The following is a 4665-nucleotide window of genomic DNA, read 5'->3' as shown; positions in this document are numbered from 1 at the left end:
TATTGGAACGCTATGAATCGCTAGTAGGAAAGCATGCCAAGCTCTTTGACGGCATGGAAGAGGTTCTCACTCTTTGTGAAGACAAAGACATTCCCTGGGGAATTATCACCAACAAACCTCGCCTCTACACCGATCTATTATTACAGCGTATGGACCTAGACAAACGAAGCCGTGTGACACTCTGCCCCGATGATGTCCGCAAATCCAAGCCTGACCCAGAATCCCTTCTTTTAGCAGCAAAGCAACTTGGCCTTGCGCCCGGTAATATCGTCTACGCTGGCGATCACGAAAGAGACATTCAAGCAGGTCAAGCTGCTGAAATGATTACAGTAAGTGCGCTATACGGCTATATTAAGTGTCACAAATCGGCCAAAAAATGGCCAGCCGATTACCAAATTCAACACCCATCTGAACTAATTTCACTTTTTCTTACATAAGCCACACAAAAACTGCAGTACTTTTCCTGAAATCATCTATGCTTAAAGCATATATCGCATTGTTTTTAGGAGAAAGCATGGCTGTCAACACAGCGCTGGTCGTCGATGATTCAAAATCCGCACGGATAATGCTCAGTCGACTTGTTCAAAAGAACGGCCTCGAAGTTAATATGGTGGAATCAGGCGAAGAAGCTTTAAGCTATTTAGAAAGCTCACCATTGCCCGATCTTATATTCATGGATCATATGATGCCCGGAATGGACGGCTTGGCTACCACTCGAGAGATCAGTCAAAACCCCAAAACAGCGCATATCCCTATCCTTATGTACACCTCTAAGGAAGGGCCAGAGTATGAAGCAGAAATGCTATCTTCCGGTGCCTACGCCATGCTAGGCAAGCCCGCAAAGCCAGATAGATTAGCTGAACTTATCGAAGAACTTAACAGTCGCCCTGCTCCTGATATTGCGGCCGATTCAGCCGAGCCAGAAGAACTCAGCGCAGTCACTCTCGATACAGGTGATCTACCTGAATTAAGTAGTACTGAAAGCGAACCATTAGAACAAGAACCTATTGCGACCAGCTCCCCAGAGGAAGAGGAAGAAGAAATGAGCCAGGAACTAATCGAAAAAGTATCATCCAAACTAATCGCCAGAGCGATCGAAGATGCGCTACAACCAATCAGCGGCTCGCTGCATCGTCTTGAAACAAATATTCACGAGAATCAGAGTGAAATACGTAAACTTAGCGCAAGGCAAGATCAGAACGTCAACCATGTTTCACAGTCAGTACTCGACGCCAGCCTTAAGCAAACCGGTGTTCAGTTCCAAAACCAGATCACTGCAGAGATCAAAGCAGTTAGAGACCTGATTGAAAGTCGTGCCGATCTTTCCCCTGCTGCACTACAGCAAATAAAAGATATAGCAACCCAGACTGGCGCCGAAGCAGGAACCGCTATGGGTGAAAAAGCCGCGAGCAGTGCTGCCGAGGCCGTCGCAGCGAAAGTAAGTGCCGCACAGGCACAAATCCAAGTTCAGCAAGATATGCAGCCTTATGTTCAGCAAGCCAAGAAGGCGAATATGATTGCAGTGGTATCACTTGTCGTTGCCATTGGAGCCATCGCAAGCAACTTCCTACAGTTCTAGAAGACTAAAAGCACTTATCGAATCCCTCTTAATGCGCGCCAGCTCTTTAAAAGGGATTTTTTATTTGCGCAAACGCTAAGCCCCCGCTCGAATCAAGCCCCCCAAACCAGCACTCTCGAGCTCATCCTCAAGCATCTCACGTATACAGCTTTCATTTTCGAGATTCAGCGCTTTTGTTAGAAGCTGCCTGGCTTTCTTATGCGAAAACGAACGAATTACCCACTTAACCTTGGGAATATTAAAGGCACTCATACTTAGTGTATTGATCCCCATTCCAAGTAGTAAAATAACCGCTACAGGGTCAGAGGCCATTTCACCACACAAAGACACCTTAAGTCGACGGGATTGAGCAGTACATACAATATGATTAATACTTGCCAATACCGCCGGGTTTAGAAAGTTATATAAGTCAGAGACCTTCGGATTATTCCTATCCACTGCAAGTAGGTACTGCGTTAGATCATTAGAACCAATAGATATAAAGTCAATTCGCTTTGATAGGTGTGGCAGGGCCATCATTGCTGCTGGCACCTCTACCATTATACCCACGCTTGGCTTTGCAACTTTAAGCCCCATTGCAAGTAGCTGAGCCACTGCTTGGTCAAGCAACTCTCTGAACGCATCCACTTCTTCTACACGGCTAACCATCGGCAACATAATTTTCATATTGCCAATCCCAAGGTTTGCACGAAGTAACGCTCGAATCTGAGCCAGAAAAATACTACTATTATCAAGTGTAAAACGTATACCACGCCAACCCAGATAAGGGTTATCTTCCTCAAAGCTGAAGTACGGCAAAGCTTTATCACCACCTATATCAAGGGTGCGCATGTAAACAGAGCGCGGCGCATAAGCCTCTAAAATTTTCCGATAAACAGCAGTTTGCTCATCTTCGGTTGGAAATGTTTCATGCAGCATAAAAGGAATTTCAGAACGGTATAAGCCTACTCCTTCTGCGCCTCTCTCTAGCCCTGGAGATAAATCGGCAAGCAAACCTGTATTCGCATAAAGATTGATACGATAACCATCACTGGTCTCGGCGGGCTTATCCTTAAGCTTATCAAGCCCTGACATCAATCGGTTTTCTTGTGCTGCCAGCCTTTGATATTCCCGCTGCATTTGAGGCGAGGCATTAAAAATGACCTGCGCTCTATAACCATCCATGACAGCAACACTACCCTCAACCTTTGACCAATTAAGATCACCGACACCCATGATTGCGGTAATGCCGAGAGCACTGGCCAGAACGGCCGCATGAGATAAAACCGAGCCATCCACGCATACCAAGCCAACCAAATTTTGATTCGCATATTCAGCAATATCGGCGATGCTTAAATTCTTTGAAAGCAGAATAAAGGGTTCATTTGGCAGCTGGACATTAAAGTCATGCGCATTAATGCTGGCATAGATACGCAAACCCAAATGACGGATATCTTCTGATCGAGCACGTAAGTATGGATCATCCATCGACTCAAACTGCTTGGCATGGCGGTCAATAACGAGCTTCAAAGCGTAAGAAGCACAATAGCCCTCTTGGATTAGCGTCTCTGTATCGACAACGATGGCATCATTCTCAAGCAACATCAGGTATACACCAAACAAAGCCTGAACCTCTTGAGTTAAAGATGAAGCCAGCTTGTCTTCACCTGCTTCGATCTCGAGCTTGACAGATGCAATCGCGTCACGAAAAGACCTGATCTCTGAGTCAATATCAGTCACGCTCTCTTCTTCAACGCAAGCTAAATCTTTAAAGGGTGCAATAACCTTAACGAGCCCAATCGAAATGCCAGGTGCCCCCTTTACCCCGCTGACTTTTATTTGATCACTAACATCCTTGTTAACAATCGCAGCCAAACTCTCCTGCTTAAGTACTGAGGATAAAGGCCCTGCCAGTTGAGCTGCTATCGTAATTAGAAAAGCTTCTTCCTCAGCAGAAAAAAGCCGTTTATCTTTACACTGAATAACCAGTACGCCAATGAGGCGACGAAAACTAATAATTGGCACACCCAAAAAGCCGGAAAAATGCTCTTCTCCCGTTTCCGGAAAGTATCTGTAGTAACGATTCTGAGAACCATCCTCTAGATTTAAAAGCGTCTGGTTCTCACAAATATAGCCAACCAGGCCCTCACCTGTTTTCATACGAACGGAGCCAATCGCGTTATTCGAAAGGCCTTCTGAAGCAACAAGAACCCAATCTTTCTGTATCTCATCTTGAAGGTAGATACTACAAACGTCCGAGCCGGTTACATCTTTGACTCTGGCAACAATCAGGTTCAGCAATTCGTCTGCTGACTCAAGTTCCTCAGCTTCTGTAAAAATTCGTCGAAGAGCTTGTAAGGGTTCCATAGATACTTCCTATAAAAACATCGTAAACGACAACATACCAAACCTTTACTTTACACCATATAGTTTTTCTAAGTCGAAAAAAATAATAAAAACATTGCCTTACAGAAGAAAAATCAAACCACTAAGAGCATAATTAGGCAACACACCAAAAGACGGTGCGAGCTCGCTATACAGGTGTAAATGAATCTAATCAACGTCATAACCCTATATTCGAGGGCGGTTTAACTAACAACATAAGTACGATCATGACGATTTTATTAGACGAGCCTTAAATCGATAACGCTTAAAAAGCAGGCAAGAGGTGATCAGCAGAAAATGTAACGACACAGAGCCCAGTTCGAGGCACTATATGGGTGGTGCTGGCATAATTGGTTATGTGACTAGAGGCTATACCGCAACAGAGTCTGATAACAAATCACACGAATTAAATACGCGCTCAGATAACCCATATTTTTTAGCCTGCTCTCGCCATGGTTTAATGTGCGGCGCACTTAGGTGATCATTTAAGCTCTCACGATTCGGCCACAACTCTGAAAAACGAATTAAGCCCTTATCGAATGGATCTTCCGCAACATCGTACGCAATGCATCCATCATTTTCGTGAGTGCTACGAACTAAAGCATTTAAGTGTGGTAATACTTTTTCGGTATTATCTGGAGGAAACCTTAATGATCCAAATACTGCTACTTTTGCTTTCATTGAACTTCCTTATTCATTCGTTTAATTTTAAAGAGGAGATG

The 4665-nt window shown here is 44.4% G+C and carries 4 protein-coding genes; 2 read left to right on the top strand and 2 right to left on the bottom strand.

Annotated elements, in window-relative coordinates; translation table 11 throughout:
* Positions 1–437: HAD family hydrolase (locus tag A3761_RS06930; RefSeq protein ID WP_197472922.1), on the top strand; the 437-nt coding region annotated here is incomplete at its 5' end.
* Between the two features lie 77 nt (positions 438–514).
* Positions 515–1579 (top strand): response regulator, encoded by a 1065-nt coding sequence (locus A3761_RS06925; protein ID WP_068509852.1) that lies wholly within the window; start codon positions 515–517, stop codon positions 1577–1579.
* 75 nt (positions 1580–1654) lie between these two features.
* Here the strand turns inward: A3761_RS06925 and ptsP are convergent, their stop codons facing one another.
* Together ptsP and A3761_RS06915 are read right to left on the bottom strand one after the other, a co-directional pair.
* Positions 1655–3925: a phosphoenolpyruvate--protein phosphotransferase gene (gene ptsP / locus A3761_RS06920; RefSeq protein WP_068553103.1), complete on the bottom strand. Its 2271-nt coding sequence runs from the start codon at positions 3923–3925 to the stop codon at positions 1655–1657.
* A gap of 387 nt (positions 3926–4312) precedes the next feature.
* A complete protein-coding gene (locus A3761_RS06915; RefSeq protein WP_068509848.1) occupies positions 4313–4624 on the bottom strand; it encodes a putative quinol monooxygenase in 312 nt (103 codons plus the stop codon).
* Positions 4625–4665 lie beyond the last annotated feature (41 nt).

This window comes from Oleiphilus sp. HI0123 (assembly GCF_001635315.1).
The sequence above is the reverse complement of the archived record's forward strand: the minus strand, read 5'-3'. Positions and strand labels throughout refer to the sequence as shown.

Coding starts and splice junctions, on each gene's coding strand:
- ptsP (WP_068553103.1), bottom strand. CDS start 3,925: ATGGAACCCTTACAAGCTCTTCGACGAATTTTTACAGAAGCTGAGGAA.
- A3761_RS06925 (WP_068509852.1), top strand. CDS start 515: ATGGCTGTCAACACAGCGCTGGTCGTCGATGATTCAAAATCCGCACGG.
- A3761_RS06915 (WP_068509848.1), bottom strand. CDS start 4,624: ATGAAAGCAAAAGTAGCAGTATTTGGATCATTAAGGTTTCCTCCAGAT.